At 68.0% G+C, this 20,505-nt stretch carries 18 protein-coding genes; 10 read left to right on the top strand and 8 right to left on the bottom strand.

The annotated features are described in order from the left end of the window. Positions 1-65: 65 nt before the first annotated feature. From AB0E63_RS41285 to AB0E63_RS41270, 4 genes are all read left to right on the top strand, one after another. Positions 66-662, top strand: a complete 597-nt coding sequence (locus tag AB0E63_RS41285; RefSeq protein ID WP_360378784.1) for a TetR/AcrR family transcriptional regulator — start codon at positions 66-68, stop codon at positions 660-662. A gap of 16 nt (positions 663-678) precedes the next feature. Next, entirely contained in the window at positions 679-1,482 is an 804-nt protein-coding gene (locus tag AB0E63_RS41280) for an exodeoxyribonuclease III (RefSeq protein WP_360378781.1), read from the top strand. Between the two features lie 57 nt (positions 1,483-1,539). Further along, complete coding sequence (locus tag AB0E63_RS41275) at positions 1,540-3,624, top strand: S9 family peptidase (protein ID WP_360378778.1); 2,085 nt, start codon at positions 1,540-1,542, stop codon at positions 3,622-3,624. A 414-nt stretch (positions 3,625-4,038) separates the two neighbouring features. After that, a complete protein-coding gene (locus AB0E63_RS41270) occupies positions 4,039-4,998 on the top strand; it encodes a sigma-70 family RNA polymerase sigma factor (RefSeq protein ID WP_360378775.1) in 960 nt (319 codons plus the stop codon). Positions 4,999-5,111: 113 nt separating this feature from the next. On the opposite strand, the gene AB0E63_RS41265 is transcribed toward AB0E63_RS41270, so the two are convergent. Both AB0E63_RS41265 and AB0E63_RS41260 read right to left on the bottom strand, forming a co-directional pair. Beyond that, entirely contained in the window at positions 5,112-5,828 is a 717-nt protein-coding gene (locus AB0E63_RS41265; RefSeq protein ID WP_360378772.1) for an HAD family hydrolase, read from the bottom strand. Between the two features lie 46 nt (positions 5,829-5,874). Then, complete coding sequence (locus AB0E63_RS41260) at positions 5,875-7,062, bottom strand: type II CAAX endopeptidase family protein (RefSeq protein ID WP_360378769.1); 1,188 nt, start codon at positions 7,060-7,062, stop codon at positions 5,875-5,877. Positions 7,063-7,110: 48 nt separating this feature from the next. Here AB0E63_RS41260 and AB0E63_RS41255 point away from each other — a divergent pair, with 48 nt between their 5' ends. The 3 genes from AB0E63_RS41255 (at position 7,111) to AB0E63_RS41245 (ending at position 10,388) form a co-directional block, all read left to right on the top strand. Next, complete coding sequence (locus tag AB0E63_RS41255; protein ID WP_360378766.1) at positions 7,111-8,079, top strand: Dyp-type peroxidase; 969 nt, start codon at positions 7,111-7,113, stop codon at positions 8,077-8,079. A gap of 85 nt (positions 8,080-8,164) precedes the next feature. Further along, a complete protein-coding gene (locus AB0E63_RS41250) occupies positions 8,165-9,721 on the top strand; it encodes an ATP-dependent DNA ligase (protein WP_360378763.1) in 1,557 nt (518 codons plus the stop codon). Continuing rightward, on the top strand, positions 9,714-10,388 hold the full coding sequence (locus tag AB0E63_RS41245; RefSeq protein ID WP_360378760.1) for a class I SAM-dependent methyltransferase: 675 nt from the start codon (positions 9,714-9,716) through the stop codon (positions 10,386-10,388). Before AB0E63_RS41250 ends, AB0E63_RS41245 begins: the two co-directional genes overlap by 8 nt. 18 nt (positions 10,389-10,406) lie before the next feature. On the opposite strand, the gene AB0E63_RS41240 is transcribed toward AB0E63_RS41245, so the two are convergent. Beyond that, positions 10,407-10,796: a VOC family protein gene (locus tag AB0E63_RS41240; protein ID WP_360378757.1), complete on the bottom strand. Its 390-nt coding sequence runs from the start codon at positions 10,794-10,796 to the stop codon at positions 10,407-10,409. Between the two features lie 85 nt (positions 10,797-10,881). Beyond that, positions 10,882-11,490 (bottom strand): dihydrofolate reductase family protein, encoded by a 609-nt coding sequence (locus AB0E63_RS41235; RefSeq protein WP_360378754.1) that lies wholly within the window; start codon positions 11,488-11,490, stop codon positions 10,882-10,884. Between the two features lie 301 nt (positions 11,491-11,791). Between AB0E63_RS41235 and AB0E63_RS41230 the strand changes: the two genes are divergently transcribed. Together AB0E63_RS41230 and AB0E63_RS41225 are read left to right on the top strand one after the other, a co-directional pair. After that, positions 11,792-12,697: an aminoglycoside phosphotransferase family protein gene (locus tag AB0E63_RS41230; RefSeq protein WP_360378751.1), complete on the top strand. Its 906-nt coding sequence runs from the start codon at positions 11,792-11,794 to the stop codon at positions 12,695-12,697. Positions 12,698-13,017: 320 nt separating this feature from the next. Then, complete coding sequence (locus AB0E63_RS41225; RefSeq protein ID WP_360378748.1) at positions 13,018-13,887, top strand: helix-turn-helix transcriptional regulator; 870 nt, start codon at positions 13,018-13,020, stop codon at positions 13,885-13,887. Between the two features lie 130 nt (positions 13,888-14,017). Here AB0E63_RS41225 and ctaD read toward each other — a convergent pair whose 3' ends face one another. The 3 genes from ctaD to AB0E63_RS41210 all read right to left on the bottom strand — a co-directional run bounded on the left by ctaD (position 14,018) and on the right by AB0E63_RS41210 (position 17,428). Further along, positions 14,018-15,715, bottom strand: a complete 1,698-nt coding sequence (gene ctaD, locus AB0E63_RS41220) for a cytochrome c oxidase subunit I (protein WP_360378745.1) — start codon at positions 15,713-15,715, stop codon at positions 14,018-14,020. 91 nt (positions 15,716-15,806) lie between these two features. After that, a complete protein-coding gene (locus AB0E63_RS41215) occupies positions 15,807-16,607 on the bottom strand; it encodes an LLM class flavin-dependent oxidoreductase (RefSeq protein ID WP_360378742.1) in 801 nt (266 codons plus the stop codon). Then, a complete protein-coding gene (locus AB0E63_RS41210) occupies positions 16,607-17,428 on the bottom strand; it encodes an alpha/beta hydrolase (RefSeq protein WP_360378739.1) in 822 nt (273 codons plus the stop codon). Before AB0E63_RS41210 ends, AB0E63_RS41215 begins: the two co-directional genes overlap by 1 nt. An 85-nt stretch (positions 17,429-17,513) precedes the next feature. On the opposite strand from AB0E63_RS41210, the gene AB0E63_RS41205 reads away from it, so the two are divergent. Then, positions 17,514-18,404, top strand: a complete 891-nt coding sequence (locus AB0E63_RS41205; protein ID WP_360378736.1) for a LysR family transcriptional regulator — start codon at positions 17,514-17,516, stop codon at positions 18,402-18,404. Here AB0E63_RS41205 and AB0E63_RS41200 read toward each other — a convergent pair. Next, complete coding sequence (locus tag AB0E63_RS41200) at positions 18,397-20,418, bottom strand: DUF1906 domain-containing protein (protein WP_360378733.1); 2,022 nt, start codon at positions 20,416-20,418, stop codon at positions 18,397-18,399. The genes AB0E63_RS41205 and AB0E63_RS41200 overlap by 8 nt on opposite strands. Between the last annotated feature and the right edge of the window lie 87 nt (positions 20,419-20,505).

Below are 20,505 nucleotides of genomic sequence, written 5' to 3'. Positions count from 1 at the left end.
CGGCCTTCCCTCGTCGCTCCAGTCGCTGCACTCCCTCCGCTCCTCAGTCCAGGCCGGGAGGCCCCATGACCCAGACCTCGTCCGCCCGGCTGCGCCCCGACGAACGGCGTGCGCAGATCCTGGGGGCGGCGCGGCGTGTGCTGCTCGCGGATCCGCACCGCGAGCTGACGGTCGAGCTGGTCGCCGCCGAGGCCGGCGTCTCCCCCGCGCTGCTCTTCCACTACTTCGGCTCGAAGAAGAAGTTCCAGTACGCCGTGATCGAGGAGGCCGCCGCCGAGGTCATCCTGCGGACGGCCCCCGACGCGGCGCTGCCCCCGGACGAGCGACTCCGGTCCGGCATCCGCGCGTTCGTCCGGGCGGTCCTGGAGGCGCCACAGCTCTACCGGGCCACGCTGCTGATGTCGGCCGCCGGCGATCCCGCCGTACGAGCGTTGCACTCCGAGATCCGCCAGGTGTTCAGCGAGTGGGTGATCAGCGCGGTCGCCGAGCGCGGGATCGAGATCACCCCGACCGTGGAGCTCGCATGTCACGGCTGGCAGGGGTACGTCGAACAGACGCTGATGACGTGGATCGACAATCCCTCGGTGTCCGCCGAGGCGCTCGAGCATCTCTGCGAGCAGTCCCTCGACGCCATCCTCACGACGACAGCCGATCGGGTCTGAACGGTAGGGTTCTCGGGTGCTGACGGTTGCCACGGTGAATGTGAATGGGATCAGGGCCGCGTTCCGGCGCGGGATGGGGCCGTGGCTGGAGGAGACCGATCCGGACCTGTTGCTGATGCAGGAAGTTCGCGCGACGGACGACGTACTGCGGGAGCACCTCGGCGGGGACTGGAACCTCGCGCACGCCGAGCCGTCGATCGACGGGCACAAGGGACGTGCGGGTGTCGCGGTGGCCAGTCGCCGGCCGATCAAGGACGAGCGCGGCGAGATCGGGCCGGAGCGGTTCGCCGGGTGCGGGCGGTGGGTGGAGGCGGACGTCGTACTGGATGACGGTACGACGCTGACGGCGGTGAGCACATATGTGTTCACGGGCGAGTTCGAGACCCCGCCGCGGCAGGAGGAGAAGTACGCGTTCCTGGATGCGATCACCGCCCGGCTGACCGAGCTGCGCACGGACGGACGGCACGTGCTGATCTGCGGCGACCTCAACATCGCCCACCGCGAGGTCGACCTGAAAGCCTGGAAGGCGAACCGCAAGAAGAGCGGCTTCCTCCCCGAGGAGCGCGCCTGGATGGATCGCTTGTTCGAGTCCGGCTGGGTCGACCTCGGCCGCCGCTTCGGCGGCGAAGGCCCCGGCCCCTACTCCTGGTGGTCCTGGCGCGGCCAGGCGTTCGACAACGACGCCGGCTGGCGCATCGACTACCAGATCGCCTCCCCCGCCCTAGCCTCCGCGGCCACTTCCTGCATCGTCCACAGGGCCCCGACCTACGCCGAGCGCTGGAGCGACCACGCCCCGGTAGTGGCGACGTACGAGGTCTAGTCCGGGGCCTGTGGAAACCGGCCGACGCTGCCGGCGACAGGCGGGTAGTCTCGCGGCATGTCCGAGTTGAAGTCTTTTGGTGAGCCCCCGGTTGCGGCGCGGAAGCCGGTTGAGCGGCGGCATCATGGTGATGTTTTCGTTGATGAGTACGAGTGGTTGCGGGATAAGACCGACGACGAGGTGCTGGGGTACCTGCGGGCCGAGAACTCCTACACCGAGGCTCGTACCGCGCAGCTGGAATCGTTGCGTGAGGCAATCTTCAAGGAGATCTCGGATCGCACGCTGCAGACCGACCTGAGCGTGCCGGCCCGGCGCGGCGGGTACTGGTACTACTCGCGCACGATCGAGGGCCAGCAGTACGGCCTGCACTGCCGGGTGAAGGTGGACGGCGACCAGCCGCCGGCGACCGACGGCGAGATCGCCGGCGAAGAGGTGATGCTGGACGGGAACAAGGTGGCCGGCGACTCGGAGTTCTTCTCGCTCGGCACCGTCGACGTCTCCCCCGACGGCCGTCTGCTCGCGTACTCCGTGGATCTGACCGGCGACGAGCGGTTCACCTTGCGGATCAAGGATCTGAACACCGGCGAGCTGCTGCCGGACGAACTGCCCGAGGTGCACTACGGCTCGGCCTGGTCCGCGGACGGCTCGACGATCTTCTACACCAAGGTCGACGACGCCTGGCGCCCGTACCAGGTCTGGCGGCACGTCCTCGGCGCGACCGACGACGTCCTGGTGATGGAGGAGCCGGACGAGCGGTTCTGGGTCGGCGTCGACCTGACCCGCAACGAGCAGGCGATCCAGATCGCGCTCGGCAGCAAGCTCACCAGTGAGGTCTGGCTGCTCGACGCCAACGACCCCGCGGGTCAGCCGGTCGTGGTCGCGCCGCGCCGCGACGGCGTCGAGTACGACGTCGAGCACGCCGGCGACCGGCTCCTGATCACGCACAACGCCGACGCGGAGAACTTCTCGCTGGCCTCCGCGCCGCTGGACTCCCCCGGCGACTGGACCACGCTGATCCAGGGTGACGCGTCGAGCCGGCTGCTCGGCACCGACGCCTTCGCCGACCACGTCATCCTGTATCGCCGCCGCGACGCGCTCACCGAGCTCGCGATCATCCGTCGTACGCCGGAAGGCTTCGGCGATCCCGAGGTGCTCGAGTTCGACGAACCGATCTACACCGTGTCCCCCGGACGCAACGACGAGTGGCACGACACCCGCTACCGCTTCGGCTACACGTCGCTGGTCACGCCGGGTTCGACGTACGACGTGGATGTCGCGACCGGGGAACGCCGACTGCTCAAGCAGCAGCCGGTGCTGGGTGGAGTGGACCTCGGCGCGTACACGCAGTACCGGGAGTGGGCGACCGCACCGGACGGGACCAAAGTGCCGATCTCGATGGTCGCGCGCAAGGACGTCGCGAAGGACGGCAACGCGCCGGTCGTGCTGTACGGGTACGGGTCGTACGAGAGCTCGATCGATCCGTGGTTCTCGATCCCGCGGCTGTCCCTGCTGGATCGCGGCGTGGTGTTCGCGATCGCGCACATCCGCGGCGGGGGCGAGCTCGGCCGGCACTGGTACGACAACGGGAAGACGCTGACCAAGCGGAACACCTTCACCGACTTCATCGCGTGCGCCGAGCACCTGGTCACCGCGGGCTGGACCCGGCCGGAACGGATCGTCGCGCAAGGTGGCAGCGCCGGTGGCCTGCTGATGGGCGCGGTGGCGAACCTGGCGCCGAAGGCGTTCGGCGGGATCGTCGCGGAGGTTCCGTTCGTCGACCCGCTGACCACGATCCTCGACCCGTCCCTGCCGCTGACCGTGATCGAGTGGGAGGAGTGGGGCAATCCGCTCGAGGACCCGGCGGTGTACGAGTACATGAAGTCCTACTCGCCGTACGAAAACGTCAGCGCGCAGGACTATCCGCGGATCCTGGCGATCACCAGCCTGAACGACACCCGGGTCTTCTTCGTCGAGCCCGCCAAGTGGGTGGCGAAACTCCGGGAGACCGCCACCGGTGACGTCGACGTCCTGCTGAAAACGGAAATGGACGCGGGTCACGGCGGCCGCAGCGGCCGGTACGACGCCTGGCGCGAGGTGGCGTTCTCACTGGCCTGGGAGCTGGACACCCTCGGCCTGGCCTGACGTCGCGGCGACGCCGCCGGCGCCCGCTGGTTCACGCCTCGTTTCGGGCGGGAACACGGCGGGTACCGGCGGCGTTGCTCTTGGCTGGAGGCAGAACATATTTCGAGTCCCGATCAGGTGTGTCGTGCAACACATTCAGGGCCCTGACGGGTGCTGATTCTGGACAGATTCTCAGGTTTCCTTCCCGGTGCGCCGCTGGACAACGGTGCCGAATTCCCTTGGTTTTGGCGTGAATTCGGTTCCGGCCGGTCGAGGGCGTCCGGGCAGCGGTCGTCACGGGCGGTGGGACACCGGTTTCCGGCGCGGATCGCTGCCAGGAACTCTCAGGGAACGTTCAGGGTGTTTACACACTCGTCCTGGAATCTTGAACCGTACTCGAGCGTTGCTCTCCATGTAACGACGAAGGGAGTTTCGGTGGCTCGCATGACTCGGGTCCGCGCCGCGGACGACGGTATCGACGGCAAGGACAGCGTCGGTCTCTACCTCGAAGAGATCGCGCGCACGCCCCTGCTCACCGCTGAGGAAGAAGTCGAGCTCGCTGAGACGGTCGAGGCAGGTCTCCTCGCGGAGCAACTGCTGGCCGAGGGGCGGGTTGGACGGAAGAAGGGCGGAGCGCCCAAATATGCGACGGAGGACGAGCTGGAGTGGCTGGTCGAAGAGGGCCAGCGCGCACAGCAGCGATTCGTGACCGCGAACCTCCGCTTGGTGGTGTCGATCGCCCGCCGGTACGGACGTTCCCAGATGCCGCTGCTGGACCTGGTCCAGGAGGGCAACACGGGGCTGATCCGGGCGGTGGAGAAGTTCGACTACCGCAAGGGATTCAAGTTCTCGACGTACGCGACCTGGTGGGTGCGGCAGGCCATCACCCGCGGTATCGCACAGCAGGCCCGAGTGGTCCGGCTGCCGGTGCACGTGGTGGAGCAGCTGAACCAGATCGGGTCGGCGCGGCGGACGCTGGAGCGCAAGCTCGGGCGTGAGCCGGAGATCGACGAGATCGCGGCGGAGCTGGACCTGGACGTGGATCGGGTCACTGAACTGATCCGGATCGGCCGGGACCACATCAGCCTGGACAACCCGATCGACGACGAGGGCGAGACCTCGCTGGGCGACCTGATCGCGGCCGAGACCGCGCCGGGCCCGGACCAGCTGGTCGCCGACGCGTCGGACCGCTCGGGCCTGTTCAGCCTGGTCGACAAGCTCGACCCGCGGTCGGCGGACGTCATCCGGCGCCGCTACGGACTGCACGACGGCCGCCAGGCCAAGCTCGCCGACATCGGCGCGGTGCACGGCATCTCCGCCGAGCGAGTGCGCCAGATCGAGCGCGAGGCCCTGGGCCGGCTCCGCCTCCTGGCGGATCCGACACTGGCAGCCTGACCCACCTCCGAAACCCTCGAAGGACCCCCGAGCCTCCCGGCTCGGGGGTCCTTCTTTGTCCAGAGGTGGATCCAGGACGTGGTCGCTAGCCGTAGCGAGTCGGCGACGTGACGTCAGGCGGCGGCCTCGTTCCAGGTGGTGATCAGGCCGGGGAGCTCGGCCAGACGCTGGATCGTGGCGTCGGGCGTGCCCTCGGTGTGGCCGATCTGCTCGCCCGGGATCGCGCTGTGCGGGACGTGCGCCGCGCGCATACCGACGTTCTGAGCGCCCCAGACGTCGTCGAAGAGCCGATCCCCGACGAACAGGCACTTCGACGGCTCCGACACCTCGACCGCCCGCATCGCCGCCAGGAAGGCCTCCGGGTGCGGCTTCGTGTACGGGATCTCGCTGGTGTAGACAGCCCCGTCGATCAGCTCGAGTACGCCGTCGCGCGCGAAGATGTCCTCGTGCCGCCGGCGCGGCCAGAGCGTGTTCGACAGGACGCCGACCTTCAGCCCCTGAGCCCGGATCGCGTGCAGCGTGTCGAGCGCGTCCGGCTCGAGCACGGTGTGCGGGTCCCACTGCCGCTCGTACTCCGCGAGAGCCGCCGGGGTCATCACCGCCTCCGCCAGCAGGCACACTTCCTCGAAGGTGCTGCTCAGATGCTCGTCCCGGGAGCGGCGCCAGACCGACCTCTCCGCGGTGACCAGCCGGGTGGCCAGCTCCTCCGCCCTGGCCTCGTCGATCAGCGTGGCCACCGACCGCCAGGCGTCGTACAGGTCGATGTCGTGCCAGGTCGCCAGCGTGCCACCCCAGTCGAACAGGACGGCTTCGATCTTCGCGTTCGTCACGCGATCACCCTGCCAGAGCCCACCGACAGTCCGCGCCCGATTTTCCTCAGCTGACCCGCGCGATCGGCTGACGCCGGGCCAGCCAGACCACGGCCGCGGCGTAGAACACCAGGCACGGGATGTCCGAAACCAGCAGCGTCCACGGCGCACCGCCCTGATCGTCCCAGCCGTCCAGCCGACCAGTTGCCGCTGGCAACAAGAACGCGAAGAGGTTGTTCATCGCGTGCAGTGCGATCCCGGCCTCCAGTCCCCCGGTCCGCACGGTCAGCCAGCCGAGCATGACCGCGAACAGGAAGATGTCGGCCATCGCCCAGCCCGTGTACCCGTGCGCCGACACGAACGCCGCGCTCGCGATCACGATCCCGGGCCACGGCGAGCGGAACAGCGTCCGGATCCACTGCCGAGGGCCGTCCTTCTGGTCCGGTCCGTAGGCGCTGACCGCCTGGATCAGCCATCCCCGGAACAGGAACTCCTCCGCCGCCGACTGGAACGGCACCAGGAGAATGATCACCAGCGCCGGTACGACGAACGCTCCGAAGCCGACCCAGGACCCGCCGTCGTCGGTCGGTCCCGCGTCCTGGTTCGGGAAGATCGCGTCGACCAGCACGCCCAGGCCGAGCGACAGCGCGAGGTAGCCGAGGCCGGGCAGGCAGCACATCAGCAACCATCGCCAGCGGATCCGGTTCAGGACCGAGGCGACGCTCCAGAACGGCCGGCGCTGGACCAGCCAGGCGGTGAACGCCACGAACGGTGTGAGGGCGCCGAGCATCACCAGCGTGAGCGCGAGGTTCTCGGTGGCGCTCGGGAAGATGTCGTTGCCCTGCGGCTGGGAGATCTCGCCGGTGATCAGGCCGTGCACGATCTCCCAGGCGACCGCCACTCCCGCGGTGATGAAGAGGATGCCGGCGCCGAGGAACAGGGTGCCGACGATCGGCCGCCACCACGCGTGCTTCGCGGTGCGGGCCAGGCGGTGGTACGGCGTACCCGCTGGAGCCGGGATGGTCCGGGGCTCACGTGGGGCGAACTGCGCCGGATACTGCGGCGCGCCCCACTGCTGGGGGTACGGCGGCGGCGCGCCCCACTGCTGCGGGTGCGGCCCTGGTGGCGGGTAGGCAGCCGGTGGTGGGTAGCTGCCTGGTGGTGGGCCTTGCGGGTGGGGCGGGGGCGGCGGGTACTGCCCCGGCTGGGAGTATGGGCCCGGTTGTGAGGGCGGCCTGGGTTCTTGCGGGTCCATGACTGGACTCTAGAAGATCGGGCCAAGCTTCAGTGGAGGGAGACCACGGTGGTAACTGATCCGACACCTGGGCCGGCCGCAGCGACGCGCGCGCTGCCGCAGTCGGTGCTGATGCCGTTGACGGGTTCGGCGATCTTTCTGGTCGTCCGGATCGAACCGGGCGGCGAGGAGACGGCCCGGGATCTGCTCGAACGGATGAGCGGTCTGACCAGGTCGGTCGGCTTCCGCGTCCCCGCCGGCAATCTGTCCTGCGTCACCAGCATCGGGTCGGACGTGTGGGACCGCTTGTTCAGCGGCCCGCGACCGGCCGAGCTGCACCCGTTCGTCGAGCTCCAGGGCGCCACCCACCGCGCGGTCTCCACGCCCGGCGACCTGCTCTTCCACATCCGCGCAGCTCACATGGATCAGTGCTTCGAACTCGCCGGCCAGATCATGAACGTCCTCGACGGCGCCGCCACGGTCGTCGACGAGGTCCAGGGCTTCAAGTACTTCGAGATGCGCGACCTGCTCGGCTTCGTCGACGGCACCGAGAACCCGGCCGGCGTCACGGCCCAGAACGCCGTACTGATCGGCGCCGAGGATCCGGACTTCGCCGGTGGCAGCTACGTCATCGTGCAGAAGTACCTGCACGACCTGAAGGCGTGGAACGCGCTCACCGTCGAGCAGCAGGAGCAGGCGGTCGGCCGGACGAAGCTCGACGACATCGAGATGGGCGACGACGTCAAGCCGACCAACGCCCACATCGCGCTGAACGTGGTGGAGGACGAGGACGGCAACGAGCTGAAGATCCTGCGCGACAACATGCCGTTCGGCAGCATCGCGGAGCAGGAGTTCGGCACCTACTTCATCGGGTACGCCAAGACGCCCTCGATCACCGAGCTGATGCTCCGCCGGATGTTCATCGGCGAGCCCGAGGGCAACCACGACCGCCTGCTCGACTTCTCCACCGCGGTCACCGGCACCCTCTTCTTCACCCCCACCACCGACTTCCTCGACGACCTCCCGCCCGCACCCTGAGGCGTTCACCGACCCGAGGCTCAGGTCGCACGCCGCGGGGAAGTTGCTGCCCGAAAGTGTCGGTGGGATGGGTGAGACTGGGGTCATGTTGCTCAGCGAGGTGGTCCAGACGTCGGCCGCGCTGGCCGGGACCCGGTCGCGGCTGAAGAAGGCCGAGTTCATCGCCGGGTTGTTGTCGAAGGCCATCGAGCCGGCCGAGATCGAGATCGTGGTGACGTACCTGTCCGGTGAGCTGCGGCAGCGCCGGACCGGGGTCGGCTGGCGGACGTTGATGGACGCGCCGGAGCCGGCCGCGGAGCCGTCGTTGACGGTCGAGGAGGTCGATCAGGCGTTCGCGGACCTGGCCGAGATGGGTGGTGCGGGCGTGCAGGCACGCCGGCGGACGGCGGTCGACGCGTTGTTCGGGCGGGCGACCGCTGACGAGCAGCAGTTCCTGCGGCAGCTCGTCGGTGGCGAGTTGCGGCAGGGTGCGCTCGACGGGGTGATGGCCGACGCGGTCGCGCGCGCCACTGGGATCCCGCTCACCAAGATCCGGGCGGCGACGATGCTGCGTGGCGCGGCGGCTCCGGTGGCGGTCGCCGTACTGACCGAGGGCGAGGCGGGGCTGGCGCAGTTCGGGCTGGAGGTTGGGCGCGGTGTGCAGCCGATGCTCGCCCAGTCAGCGACGACTGTGGCCGAGGCCTTGACCAAGACGGGTACGCCGGCGGCCCTCGAGTGGAAGCTGGACGGGATCCGGATCCAGGTGCACCGCGACGGCTCCGACGTGGTCGTCTACACACGGACGCTGGACGACATCACTTCTCGGGTCCCTGAGGTGGTGAGCGCCGTGCTCGCGCTGGACGCACAACAGGTCGTGCTCGACGGTGAGCTGATCGCGCTGCGGCAGGACGGGCGACCCGAGGCGTTTCAGGTGACAGGGTCGCGGACGGCGACTCGCGCGGCGACCGGACCGGAGTCCGTGCCGTTGACGCCGTACTTCTTCGACATCCTGCATCAGGACGGCCAGGACTTGCTCGGGCTCGACGGCGCCGCGCGTCATGAGTGGCTGTCGAAGCTTGTGCCGGAGGAGCGGCGGATCCCGCGGCTGGTGACCGATGATGCGGAGGCCGGGCAGGCCTTCTTCGTGGATGCGGTGAAGCGTGGCCACGAAGGGGTGATGGTGAAGTCCTTGACCGTGCCGTACGAGGCGGGTCGGCGTGGGTCCGGATGGGTAAAGGTCAAGCAGACGCACACGCTCGACCTGCTCGTCCTCGCGGCCGAGTGGGGACACGGGCGCCGGACTGGGTGGCTTTCCAACCTGCATCTGGGGGCACGGGACGAGGAGACCGGCGAGTTCGTGATGCTCGGGAAGACGTTCAAGGGTCTGACGGACGAGTTGCTGCGGTGGCAGACCGAACGCTTCCAGGAGTTGGCGGTACGACGGGACGACTGGGTCGTGTATCTGAAGCCGGAGGTGGTGGTGGAGATCGCGTTCGACGGGGTGCAGACCTCGCCGCGGTATCCGGCCGGGATGGCGCTGCGGTTCGCCCGGGTGCTGCGGTATCGCGACGACAAATCACCTGACGACGTTGATACGGTGCAAACCGTGCGGGAGATCCACTCGCGCCCCGGCGGCGAGCAGGAGGATGAAGCGGATGGCTGAGGACCCCGATGTCGTGTCCCGGCGGATCGCCCGCGAGTCGCTGGACCGCGACGATCCGACCGGCTGGTTCGAGCACCTCTACTCCGCTGCCTCGGAAGGTGCCGCGGTCGTGCCGTGGGATCGCGGTGCGGCGCACCCGCTCCTGAGCGAATGGGTCGACGAGGCGCAGCCTGATGGGACGGACAAGACCGCGCTGATCGTCGGGGCCGGGACTGGCTGGGACGCTGAGCTGATCGTCGACTGCGGCTATGACACGACCGCCTTCGACATCTCCCCCACCGCGATAGCGACGGCGCGCCGGAACCACCCGGACTCGAAGGCGCACTACTTGACCGCCGACCTCCTCGCGCCGCCGGCCGAATGGCACCGCGCGTTCGATCTGGTCGTCGAGATCTACACGGTCCAGGCGCTCCCGATTCCCGTGCAGGCATCCGCGATCAATCAGGTCGGTGAGCTGGTTGCCCCCGGTGGCACCCTGCTCGTCATCGCCGCCGCCCGTCCCGACGACCAACCCGACGCCGACACCGAAGGCCCGCCCTGGCCGCTCACCCGGGCCGCCATCGACTCCTTCACCACCCCAGACCTACGCCTCATCCAGCTCACCCAATCCCCCAGCCCAGTCGACCCGACCGTCCTCCGCTGGCGCGCCGAATACCTCCGCGACTAAGTGCCCGTGCGGACCCGGTCAGGGGCGGCGGGCGGCGAGGACGCAGAACTCGTTCCCCTCGGGGTCGGCGAGGGTGACCCAGCTTTCCTCGCCGGTTTGGCCGACGTCGGCGTGCCGAGCACCTAGGTCGAGCAGGCGACGGATCTCCTCGTCCTGCTCCTGGTCGGTGGGGTTGACGTCGAGATGGACCCTGTTCTTGACGATCTTGCCCTCGGGTACGCGCGCGAAGGTCAACGTCGGTGGCACCGGGCCGAGGCGCTTCTTGCCTTCCGGCACCAACGGCGAGCCAATGGTGACAACCCCGCCGTCGTCGCCCTGAACCTCGTAGTCGAGGACCGCACACCAGAACCGGGCGAGAGCGTGGGGATCGGCACAGTCGATCGCAAGCTCCGTGAACTTACTGGCCATGTCACGACCTCCCAGTCAAAGAGCGGGCCCGCCCGGCCACACCTTAACCGCCGCGTTCACGGCCGGTTCAGGTTTGTGCCGCGCCTCAGTCGGTTGCGTACTGCGGGCGCCCGGCCGGACGGTAGACCTGGATCATCACGCCCTTCGAGTCGGCTCGCGAGTCGATCAGCTCGAGCGCCAGATCCGGGCCGGTGGCCGGGAACAGCCGTGCGCCTTGGCCGAGGATCACGGGGATGACGAGCAGGGTGAGCTCGTCGACGAGGTCGTTGTCCAGCAGCCAGCGGATCAGGGTGGCGCTGCCGTGCACCTGCAACTCGCCGCCGGGCTTGGCTTTGAGCTCGCGGATGGCGGCCGCGACGTCGCCGGTGAGGAGGGTTGTCTCCGGCCATTGCGGGTCGGTGAGTGTGGTCGATACGACGTACTTGGGCCGCGAGTTCAACGGCCCGGCGATGGGGTTGGCCGGATCTTCGATGGCTCCCCAGTAGCCGGCGAAGAGCTCGTACGTGCGCCGGCCGAACAGGAACGCGTCGGCGCGCTGGTAGGTCTGGTTGATGAGCGTCCTGGTCGCGTCGTCGCCGGCGCCCCTGGCCCATCCGCCGCGCACGAATCCATTCCGGCGGTCCTCGTCCGACGCACCGCCGTTGCCCTGCATCACTCCATCGATGGTGACTTGCGTCATCGTCGTCAGCTTCATGATCGCGGTTCCCCTTCTTCGGGCGCCCCTCGTGGGCAGCCGCTCACCCCTTCTACGAACACCTCGGTCCCGATCCGACATCGCCTCCTCGGCCCCTTTCGAAGTCCGCTGCGGTGTCCGCTGCGGTGTCATGTCGCAGGACATCGGTGACGGTTCTGCATCAAGACATCGGTGACAGTTCGGGCGGTGTTGGTGGTGACACTTCCGTAGCCCGCCCGGCCTGCCTGGCCTGCCTGCTGTTGACCGACTCGATCCGAAACCGGGTTGACTGCGGACGGGCCGACCGGTTCCGATGGGGCTCGTGAGTCCCCGCAAGGTCCACGCCGATCAGGCCGACATCGACACGCCGCTCGTCCGCGAGCTGGTGGCCGCTCAGTTCCCGCAGTGGGCCGCGTTGCCGCTGGAGCCGGTCGACTCCGGTGGATTGTGTAACGCGATCTACCGGCTCGGTTCCGACCTGTCCGTACGGCTGCCGCTCCGGCCCTCGATCAACGACGTAGTCCGACGGGAGCAGGCGAAACTCGCGGCACTCGCGCCGTTCCTGCCTGTGGCCATCCCTTCTGTCGAGGCGATCGGCTCACCCACCGACGCGTTCCCGGGTGAGTGGTCCGTCCACCGCTGGCTCGCCGGTAGGCACCCCTCCCCCTACGCGCTCGCCGACCCACGCGGGCTGGCGACGGACCTCGCGGCGTTCGTCGATGCGTTCCGGCGGATCGACTTGCCAGATCGGCCGCCGGCGTATCCGGGCGAGCGTCGGACGCGAGCTTCGATGGTCTCGATGGACTCCTCGACGCGGAAGGCGATCGGCGAGCTGGATGGCCTGATCGACACTCGCGCAGCGCTGGCATCGTGGGAGGAGTCGCTCGCGGCGCCGTACGACGGGCGCGAGGTGTGGGTGCACTCGGACCTGATGCCGAGCAACTTGCTCGTCTCGGCGGAGGGCCGGCTGACCGCGGTGCTCGACTTCGAGACGTGCGGTGTCGGCGATCCGGCGTGCGACATGTTTCCCGTGTGGTACCTGCTGCCCGCGAGCGTCCGCGACGAGTTCCGTGCGGCGCTGGACGTGAACGACGCGACGTGGCTCCGCGGACGCGGTCGCGTGCTGTCACAGGCCTTGATCGTGTTGGCGTGTCACAAGGACACCAACCCGGCGCTGGCGAACGATGCGCGGCACGCCATCGGTGAGGTGCTTGCAGCTCCTACATGAGGTCTCTGAGCTGGCGATCGACGCGCCAACTCCCGTATCTCACAGCCCGATAGACGTTCCACCAGCGGGGCCAGCCGCGTGAGCCTGACCAAGCTCATCGAGCACACCAAACCGGCGCCCGGAGTGACTTACCGCTGCAACGGCCGACCTCCCGGACAGCGCCCAAAACCGGCTGAAACGTCACCGATGTCCTGACACATCAACCGTCACCGATGTCCTGATACAGAACTGTCACCGATGTCCTGAGACATCACACGGTGTCCGCTGCGGAACCAGGAACGCAGGGGAACATATGTTCGATAATGATGTAGACTGGCTCAATGGCGGGGCAGGGCGTAGTGGGGCCGACGGCGTTGCGGATGATGCTGGGCAGTCATCTGCGGCGGTTGCGCGAGCGCGCCGGGGTCAGCCGGACCGACGCCGGCTGGGCGATCCGGGGGTCGGAGTCGAAGATCAGCCGGCTGGAGCTCGGGCGGGTCGGTTTCAAGGAACGTGACGTCGAGGACCTGCTGAGCTTGTACGGCGTGACTGACGCGCGGGAGCGGGATCGGCTGCTGGAGCTGGCTCGTGAGGCGAATGATCGCGGCTGGTGGCATCGGTACGGCGATGTCACGCCCGACTGGTTCGATGCCTATCTCGGGCTCGAGGCGGCGGCGGAGCTGATCCGGACGTATGAGATCCAGTTCGTGCCGGGGCTGTTGCAGACGGCCGACTACGCGCGGGCGGTGGCGCGGCTGACGCCGGGCAATGCGCGGGCCGACGATGAGGTCGAGCGTATCGTCGCGCTCCGGACCCGGCGGCAGCGCGTGCTCGACCGCGAGCCGCCCCTCAAGCTGTGGGCAGTGATCGAGGAGTCCGTCCTGCACCGCCCGATCGGCGGTCCCGAGGTCCTTCGCAACCAACTCGACGCCCTCCGCGAGGCGATCACGCGCCCCAACATCACCCTGCAGATCATCCCGCTGAACAGCCCAGGTCACGCCGCGACGGGTGGAGCCTTCACGCTCCTCCGCTTCCCCCAGCGCGACCTCCCCGACATCGTCTATCTCGAGCACCTCACGAGTGCCCTCTACCTCGACAAACGCGACGACGTCGAGATCTACACCGAAGCCCTGGACGTCCTCTCCACCACGAGCACCCCACCCCAAGAGACCGCAACCCTCCTAACCACCCTCCACAACCAACTCCCCTAACCCGACCACCAAGCCAGCCTCGCTGATGCCAACTCACCCGCTCCCACGGCGGCGGTGGGCGGAAGAGCTGGAGCTACTCGTCCCCACCCCATCTGCGCCCACGGGCGAGGCGTTCCCGGTTGAGGTTGGGCTATTCGTCGGGGGTCAGGAGGTTTTGGGCTGGGGTGGTGGTGGTGAGTTCTTGGTGGTGGTAGTCGAAGGCGGGGCTGTCGGAGCGGATTCTCGGGAGTTGGTCGAAGTTGTGGCGTGGGGGTGGGCAACTGGTGGCCCACTCCAGCGACCGGCCCCAGCCCCACGGGTCGTCCACCTTTACGAGTGGGTTCCTGCGGGACTTGTAGACGTTGTAGAGGAACGGGAGGGTGGAGATGCCCAGGACGAAGGCACCGACGCTGGACACCTGGTGCAGGGTGGTGAAGCCGTCATTGAAGCTGTAGTCGGCGTACCGGCGAGGCATGCCCTCGACACCCAGCCAGTGCTGCACCAGGAACGTGGTGTGGAAGCCGAAGAACAGCAACCAGAAGTGCAGCTTCCCGAGCCGCTCGTCGAGCATCCGCCCGGTCATCTTCGGCCACCAGAAGTAGAACCCGGCGAACATCGCGAACACGACCGTGCCGAAGACCACGTAATGGAAGTGCGCGACTACGAAGTAGGTATCGGACAGCTGGTAGTCCAAGGCCGGCGACGCCAGGATGATCCCGGTGAGACCACCGAACAGGAACGTCACCAAGAAGCCCACCGACCACAGCATCGGCGTCTCGAACGACACCGAGCCGCCCCAGATCGTGCCGATCCAGTTGAAGAACTTCACCCCGGTCGGGACCGCGATCAAGAACGTCATGAACGAGAAGAACGGCAGGTTCACCGCGCCGGTGACGAACATGTGGTGTGCCCAGACCGCGATCGACAGCAGTCCGATCCCCAGCGTCGCGCTGACCAGGCCGATGTAGCCGAAGACCGGCTTGCGGCTGAACACCGGCAGGATCTCGGTGATGATGCCGAAGAAGGGCAAGGCGATGATGTACACCTCGGGATGCCCGAAGAACCAGAACAGGTGCTGCCACAGGATCGGCCCGCCATTGCCCGCGTCGAAAACGTGAGCCCCTAGGGCTCGATCCGCCTCCAGCATCAGCAGCGCACCGGCCAGGATCGGGAACGCGATCAGCACGAGGATCGACGTGACCAGGATGTTCCAGCAGAAGATGGGCATCCGGAACATCGTCATACCGGGTGCACGCATGGTGATGATCGTCGTCACGAAGTTGACGCCACCCAGGATCGTGCCCAGACCGGCCATCCACAGACCCATGACCCACAGGTCGCCGCCCACACCGGGAGAGCGCTCTCCGTTCGAGAGCGGCGAGTACGCCGTCCAGCCGAAGTCAGCCGCACCGCCAGGCGTCCCGAACGCCGCCAGCGTGATCAGGCCACCGAACAGGAACAGCCAGTAACTGAACATGTTCAGCCGCGGGAACGCCACGTCGGGGGCGCCGATCTGCACCGGCATGATGACGTTCGCGAAGCCGACGAACAGCGGCGTCGCGAACAGCAGCAGCATGATCGTGCCGTGCATCGTGAACAGCTGGTTGTAGACCTCTTCGTTCACGATCTGCATACCGGGCTCGATGAGCTCGGCGCGGATGATCAGCGCCATCACGCCGGCGATCAGGAAGAACACGAACGACGTGACCAGGTACAGCTGACCGATCACCTTGTGGTCGGTCGTCGACAGCAACCGTCCGATCACCTGCCCGAGCGGCCGCCGTACCGGTCCGACGGATACCGGACCGGTACGTTCAGCTATCCCGGTGCGTTCGCTGACACTGGCCATGCGCCCTCCCGTGGACCGTTCCCGCGTGCGGGGGTACCCACAATCCCTTTGATTAGACACCCGCCCGCGCCCACAGCAACAGCCTTGGCGGTCACCCAGCCGGTCCGGCCGCGATCACTGCCTGTACGTCGGCCAACCGGAGAGTCGCCGGATCGAAGTCGGTCAGGCACCAGGTGGCCCCGGCCGACGAGTACGGCCGTACGTCGGTCGACGGCGACACGGCGACCGCGATGTCGAAGCCGCTCAGCGATCCTCGGAGAGACTCCAGCGTGGCCACCACGTCGGCCAGTTGGTCCGGTGACGTCAGGTTGACCGGGAAGAACCCGTCGTAGCGAACGGCCCGGCGGATCGGCTTCTGGTTGCCGGGAAACCCGGCTATCCAGATCGGGATCCGGCCGGACTCGGGGCGCGGCAGGAAGCGGACCGAGTCGACCGTGTAGTGGTTGCCGTGATGCGAGACCGACTCACCTGTCCACCCGGCCGTCAGGATCTGCAGGGACTCGTCGAGTTGCTCGGCCCGGACGCGATCGTCGACCTCCTCCCCCGACCGGGAGAATTCACCCGCGAACCGATCGCTCCCGAGGCCGACACCGAGCGTGAGACGCCCACCGGACAGCAGGTCGAGTGTTGTTGCCTCACGCAACAGCTTCACCGGCCGCCGGCGGGCGACCGGCGTCACCATCGGCCCGATCCGCAACTGTTCGGTCGCAGTGGCCATCGCGGCCAGCGTGATCCACGGATCGGCGACGGCCGCGACCGGCTCCCGCCACCACAGCTGGTCCCAGACGAACATCCCGTCCCACCCGGCCTCCTCCGCGGTGGCCGCCAGCCGCGCCACGGTCAGCGGATCCGCGAGTTCGTCGAACAACGGCACCCACACCGCGGATCGCATCACCGGCTCCCGGTGTGATCGGCGACCGCGTCGATCAACACGTCCCACAGCTCAGCCGGAATCCCGTGCCCCGCGCCCTCGACGACGACTAGTCGGCCGTCGCGCACGGCGTCGCGGATCGCCTCGCCGTGCGGCAACGGGAAGACCGGATCCGACGAGCCGTGCACCACCAGCACCGGCATCGACAAGTCACCGAACCCACCGTTGACCGGCCCGTCGAACGTCATCGCATAGTGGTTCGTCAACGACGCCTCGTAGTCCCGAGCCCGGGCCATGTCCCGTCGTACCAGGTCGCGGGCCGCGTCCTCGTCGAAGTGTCCGGCGGCCTCCGCCTCGATCGCCCGTACGACGTACTCCTCCACCGTGGCCGGGTCAGCGAAGTCGGGCGGCTCGATCTGCGCCACCGACGGCGCCGGCAGGTCGTCAGCGCCCGTACTCGTGGAGACGAAGGTCAGCGACGCGACGCGCGACGGGTAATCGACGCCGAGTATGAGGGCCGTGCCGCCGGACATCGACTGCCCGACCACATGCGCGCGGTCGATGCCCAAGGCATCCAACAGACCTACCGCGTCCGCGGCCAGATCTCGCATCGAGTACGGCGGCTTCCCCACCGGGTACGACGTCGATCGGCCGGTGTCGCGCTGGTCGTAGCGGATCACATACCGCCCACGGCCGGCGAGCCGCTTGCACAGCTCAGTCTCCCACCAGAGCATCGAGGCGGAACCTCCGTGGATCAGCAGCACCGCCGGGTCGGCGGGGTCACCGAACGTCTCGGCACAGATATCGGCTCCGTTGACCGGGTACAGCTTCTCAGTAGTCATGTCCTTGACCGTAGAAGCGGAACGCCATCACGAAAAGCGATTGTTTCTGATGATTTAGATCGCCATCAGCGATAGTCTGCGAACTATGTACGAGCTGCGTCATCTCGCGACCCTGGTGGCCGTCGCCGACGAGGGATCGTTCGGCCGCGCCGCGACCAAGCTCGGCTACACCCAGTCGAGTGTCAGCCAGCAGATCGCTGTCCTCGAGAAGGCCGCCGGCGGAGCGGTGTTCGACCGGCCGGGCGGCCCCAAGCCGGTCCGCATCACGAGATTGGGCGCCGTCCTGCTGGACCACGGACGCGAGCTGCTCCGCCGGGCCGACGCGATGTCGGACGCCGTGGAGCGCTTCCGCGCCGGCGACGGCCGGATCGACATCGGCACCTTCCAGACCGTCTCCAACGTGCTGCTGCCGACCGTGATCCGCGAGCTGCACGAGGCACATCCCGGCTGCGAGATCAGGTTGTTCGAGGAGGAGACCGACGTACCGGACCTCACCGGCCTCGACCTGATGTTCTTCGACGGGCCGGCCGACGGCCCGGGCGACGTCGACATCGACCACCTCAAACTGCTCGACGACCCGCACGTCCTGGTCGCCCGCCCGGGTGACTTTCCACCCGGGCCGGTCGCGCCGAAGCAGCTCGACCGGCTGCCGATCGTCGCGCATCCGGCGATCTGCGATCAGGCCAACGTCGAGCGCTTCCTCGCCCAGCAGGGCATCCGCCCCGAGTTCGTGTTCCGCACGGCCGGAAACGAGGCCCTGCTCGCGATGGTGCGAGCGGGTCTCGCCCCGGCCGTGATGCCGCTCCTCGCCGTCTACCCGAACGAGGCCGGCCTGGCTCTCCACGAGTTCGAACCGGCACTGCCCGCCAGAGAGATCTACCTGCTCTGGCAGGCCGGCCGCACACACTCGCCGCTGGCGGCGCACGCGATCGAGATCGCGCGGCGTGTGGCGGCCGACCTGGACCAGGTCAGCTGACCGTCAGCACCTTGGACGGTGTCTGCGTCCCCGCGTGATCGGCGTCAGCGAACCACACCACGCGGTACGTGTAGGTACCGCGTGCGGTCGGCTTGATGCTGAAGCCGTACTTGCCGTTGGTCGTGAGCTTGACCGACGTCACCGCGACCCAGCTCGTGCCCGACCGGCGCTGCAGGTAAGCCGTCGTACCGGCGTGCGGCGGGTTGAGATAGCCGTACAGCAGCACGGATTCGCCGAGCTTGATCGCCGGAGTGAGGTACCCCGACATCGCCGGCTTGACCTCGACCAGCGCAGCCGAGCTCCGCGTCCCCAACAGGCCGACGGCACCGTTGTAGCCCCACATGTAGTACGTCGAGACCGCCGGCTTCTGCACCGACGTGACGACACCGTTCGCGTCCGACGTCAGCACCGCGGCCGTCGTCCACTTCGTCGCGTTCTTCGCCTTCGAAAACAGCACCACCGGTACGCCGCTCAGCCTGGTCGCATCGTTGAGCCGCGTGATAACCGACGTCAGCGTGACCGACCCGGTGTACATGATCGAGGCCGCGCCGGCCGCGATCGTCGTCTTCGTCCCGATCAGTCGGACATCGACCCCGGGCCCGATCTTGCCCTTGCTGTCCTTCACCCAGATCCGGTACGCGTAGCTGCCCGAGTTCACCAGACCGGTCAGCGCGAACGAACTCGCCGTACCGTTGTAGATCGCCGCACCGGCGGTCGGTAGCTGCGGCGCGGTCGAACCGGACGCGCCGCGGATGATGATCTGGCCGAGCGTGGTGTTGGCGGGCATGCCCCACTGCAACGTTGCGACCGTGACACCACCCGTGACCTTGAAGCTGGTGACCGGTGGCGGTGGCGCGGTGAGGTTCAGGTAGTTCCGGTCGACCGACATCGTCACGCCGCCGTGCGTCTCCGACGTGTCGCCGACGAACTGGTGCACCCGCTGGTGGTTGTTCCAGTACGTCGCGGGGATGTACGGGCTGGTCCCCACCGGAATCGTCGTGTTCCAGTGCGCGAACCACAGGTTGTCCGGCCGCGTGTACGCCGTACTCGCGTAAGCGCTGGACAGGTCCACGCCACCCGTGGCCGCACCGACGTACGCGCCGCCGAGGTAGCCGCGGGAGTTCAGCTCCTGCGTCCAGCCGCTCAGATAGGACAGGACGGCTGCCTTGCATGCGGCGGTCGAGGCATACGGCTCGATGTCGCTGTAAATCGCACTCCGCTGCGCGAACCCGAGTGCCTGCGCGGCGGCAACCGCGTTGATCGCGGCGTTCCGGCCTTGCGTCAGCGCGGTGGACGGGACCGACGACATCAGGCTCTTGTAGGTCGTGCAGGGCGCCTGCATGCCGACGTCGATCAGCAGGAACTGCCAGCCCTTGCTCGCGTTCGCCGACACCCAGTCAGCGGTCAGGTTGGGCTGGGCACACTTTCGCAGACCACCGCTGATGTAGATGCCGACACCCTGATAGCTGGGCCGCCAAGCGTCCATCGACGCCTGCGTCGGCGCCGCGCACGTGTCGAACCCATATCCGGCGAAGTTGCCAGTGGCAACGATCGACGGTGTGACCGCGGCCTGCTGGGCGACCCGCGCGGACTGCGACTTCGAGACGACGCGTCCAGTCGCCAGTACGGCGTTCGCCGTCTGCTCGGCACCAGGTGCGTAGTACGCCGTCGCGAGTACGCCGGCATCCGTGATCGCGCGACGCAGCAGGCCGTCGCTGGACGGCTGCGCCGTGGTCAGCGGCTCGAGGACGAGCCCCGAGCTCCCGCCGACCGCATCCGCCGGGCAGTCGGCTTGCGCAGTACTGCGGCCGAGGTAGACGGCTTGACGGTCGAACCGGACACAGGCGGTCGGGTCGGTGGACAGATCGATGACCGGCCAACTGGCCGGAACAGTGACTTCATAGCCGTGGTACGAGACGGTCTGCGTCTCGTCGGCGTCGGCCGGGCCGGTGGTGATCAGTCCGGCCACGAGTCCAAGGGCAAGTGCCAGCACCCCAGGTCTGAACAGCCTCACAATGCTCCTCACTTTCAGACGGACGGTGTGATCCGGCGGAAAGTGCGGCCCCCAGACCCAACCCTTCAATCCCCCAAGTCAAAGCCA

Origin of the sequence: Kribbella sp. NPDC026596, assembly GCF_040638415.1 — a bacterium.
Classification (GTDB): Bacteria; Actinomycetota; Actinomycetes; order Propionibacteriales; family Kribbellaceae; genus Kribbella.
This window is presented reverse-complemented; position numbering and strand designations above follow the sequence as displayed.

Coding starts and splice junctions, on each gene's coding strand:
- AB0E63_RS41250 (WP_360378763.1), top strand. CDS start 8,165: ATGTTGCTCAGCGAGGTGGTCCAGACGTCGGCCGCGCTGGCCGGGACC.
- AB0E63_RS41210 (WP_360378739.1), bottom strand. CDS start 17,428: ATGACTACTGAGAAGCTGTACCCGGTCAACGGAGCCGATATCTGTGCC.
- AB0E63_RS41245 (WP_360378760.1), top strand. CDS start 9,714: ATGGCTGAGGACCCCGATGTCGTGTCCCGGCGGATCGCCCGCGAGTCG.
- AB0E63_RS41275 (WP_360378778.1), top strand. CDS start 1,540: ATGTCCGAGTTGAAGTCTTTTGGTGAGCCCCCGGTTGCGGCGCGGAAG.
- AB0E63_RS41235 (WP_360378754.1), bottom strand. CDS start 11,490: ATGAAGCTGACGACGATGACGCAAGTCACCATCGATGGAGTGATGCAG.
- AB0E63_RS41240 (WP_360378757.1), bottom strand. CDS start 10,796: ATGGCCAGTAAGTTCACGGAGCTTGCGATCGACTGTGCCGATCCCCAC.
- AB0E63_RS41205 (WP_360378736.1), top strand. CDS start 17,514: ATGTACGAGCTGCGTCATCTCGCGACCCTGGTGGCCGTCGCCGACGAG.
- ctaD (WP_360378745.1), bottom strand. CDS start 15,715: ATGGCCAGTGTCAGCGAACGCACCGGGATAGCTGAACGTACCGGTCCG.
- AB0E63_RS41215 (WP_360378742.1), bottom strand. CDS start 16,607: ATGCGATCCGCGGTGTGGGTGCCGTTGTTCGACGAACTCGCGGATCCG.
- AB0E63_RS41225 (WP_360378748.1), top strand. CDS start 13,018: ATGGCGGGGCAGGGCGTAGTGGGGCCGACGGCGTTGCGGATGATGCTG.
- AB0E63_RS41260 (WP_360378769.1), bottom strand. CDS start 7,062: ATGGACCCGCAAGAACCCAGGCCGCCCTCACAACCGGGCCCATACTCC.
- AB0E63_RS41285 (WP_360378784.1), top strand. CDS start 66: ATGACCCAGACCTCGTCCGCCCGGCTGCGCCCCGACGAACGGCGTGCG.